This is a genomic window from Mesorhizobium sp. M4A.F.Ca.ET.050.02.1.1 (assembly GCF_003997725.1).
GTDB lineage: Bacteria > Pseudomonadota > Alphaproteobacteria > Rhizobiales > Rhizobiaceae > Mesorhizobium.
The window spans coordinates 1-2,007 of the sequence record NZ_RZSG01000970.1; the positions used below are offsets into that span (position 1 = coordinate 1).

The following is a 2,007-nucleotide window of genomic DNA, read 5'->3' on the forward strand; positions in this document are numbered from 1 at the left end:
GAGACAGGATGTAGTAGAGCGGCGACAAGAGCGGCTGCGCCTGGTCGGCCTCTGACTGCGACAAAAGCCCGACGCGGCGGCGCTTGGAGCTTTCGTCCAGCACCCGCAGGGCGCCGGCCTGATGTTCGCCGTCGAGCGCGATCGAGGCGAAGTCGTTGCGCAGCTCGAACGGCACGGCCATGGTGCCGGTGGCCATGGACTCGCCCGGCGAAAAGGTCAGCGTCGCATCGGCGATGCGGCGGCCCTTGTCATCGAAGGCGCCCGCGGTGACCTGCGCGGGCGCCGGATCGCCCGGCGCGCGTATGGCGGTCAGCGCGAAACCGTCGACCTGGTTGTCGGCGCCGGTCAGGCCGGTCAGCGAAATCCGGTCGGACGTGGCCCAGACCAGGCGCGCGGCGTTGCTCGACAAAAGCGTGTTGAAGGCGGCTTCGTCGCCTTGCCCGGCGAGCCCGTCGGCGAGCACGGCAACGCTGGCGCCGGGATGGCTCTCCAGGCTTGCCGCGACGCGGGCATAGACGGCGGGACGGTCGGTCGGGATCGGCCGCGGCTTGGCCGCGCGCAGCCGGTCGAGCGCGGTAGCGGCGTCGAAGGGGCCGATCTCGGCGTTGGGCTTTTCGGCGGTGAAGGCGATGATGACGGGCACGCCGTTCGAGCCGGCGTCGGCGATCAGCCGTTCGGCCGTGGCGACGCGCTTGCCCCAGTCGGCGGCACTTGCCCAGTCATTGTCGATGACCAATGCCAGGGCCGAGCCCTCTGCCGGCAGTTTTTCACGCGGATTGAAGACCGGTTCGGCAAGTGCGACGACGATGAGGGCCGCCATCAGCAATCTCAGCAGCGTCAGCCACCATGGGCTCTGCTGTGGCGTCTCCTCGCGCTTCAGGACGCCGGCCAGGATCTTCAGCGGCGGAAACACTTCCGTCTGCGGCTTCGGCGGGGTGAGCCGCAGAAGCCACCAGATCACCGGCAGCGCCAGCAGGCCCCAGAGCACCATGGGCGCACCGAAGGAAAGCGGTAGCCAGCTCATGCGCCGATCTTTCCGGCATGACCACTATGGACGGTCAGCCCGGTATGACTTGCGGTCAACCCGGTATGACCTGCGGTCAACCCGGTATGACCCATGGTCAACCCTGCATGACTGCCTTCGGCGGTCAAAGCCATGTGGATGCGCACCAGCGCTTCCGAGGCGAGGCGGTCGGTGTGATTGACGGTGAAGCTCCAGCCCAGCCGCCTGCACCAGCCGGCCAGTTCCTGGCGGCGGGCATTGTAAAGCAGGCGATACTCATCGCCGAACATCTCGGCGCGACCGGCGGTCAGCTTGTCGCCGGTCTCGGGATCGGTGAACTCGGTGCGCCCGGCATAGGGAAAGGTCTCCTCGGCCGGATCGGCGACCTCGATCAGGTGGGCGCGCACGCCGTGGCGGGCGAGCACGTCGAGCCAGGCCATGGTCTCCTCGACCGGATCGAGGAAGTCGCCGACGAGGACGACGTCGGAAAAGCGGCGGATGCCGGAGAGGTCGGGCTTTGCCGGCAGCGCGCCGGCATGGCCGAGCTGGGCGGCGATGCGCTCGGCGCCGTTGCGGGCGGTGAACGGATCGGTCAGGCCCGGCCAGGCGATGCGCTCGCCGCTGCGCGACAGAAGCTCGGCCATGGCCAGCGCCAGGACGAGCGCGCGCGATTCCTTGGAAACGCTGGCGCCGGCCGATTTGTAGAGCATCGACGGCGAGGGATCGGCCCACAGCCACACCGTGTGGGCCGCCTCCCATTCGCGGTCGCGCACATAGGTGTGATCGTCGCGGGCCGAGCGGCGCCAGTCGATGCGCGAGGAATCGCCTTCGACATAGGGTCGGAACTGCCAGAAATTCTCGCCGATGCCGCGCTTGCGGCGGCCATGCCAGCCGGCGATCACGGTGTTGACGATGCGACGCGCCTCGACCAGCAGGTCCGGCACCAGCGAGGCCCGCAACCGGCCACGGGCGAGCGCATCGCGCGTCGCAACCGGTGCCTGGAC

The 2,007-nt window shown here is 69.0% G+C and carries 2 protein-coding genes; both read right to left on the minus strand.

Features of this window, described 5'->3' with window-relative positions; translation table 11 throughout:
• On the minus strand, positions 1 to 1,024 hold a 1,024-nt coding region (locus tag EOA33_RS33785), incomplete at its 3' end, for a BatA domain-containing protein (RefSeq protein WP_190234465.1).
• Positions 1,021 to 2,007, minus strand: a 987-nt coding sequence (locus EOA33_RS33790; RefSeq protein WP_245482518.1) for a DUF58 domain-containing protein, incomplete at its 5' end; no start/stop codon positions are given. The genes EOA33_RS33785 and EOA33_RS33790, both read right to left, overlap by 4 nt.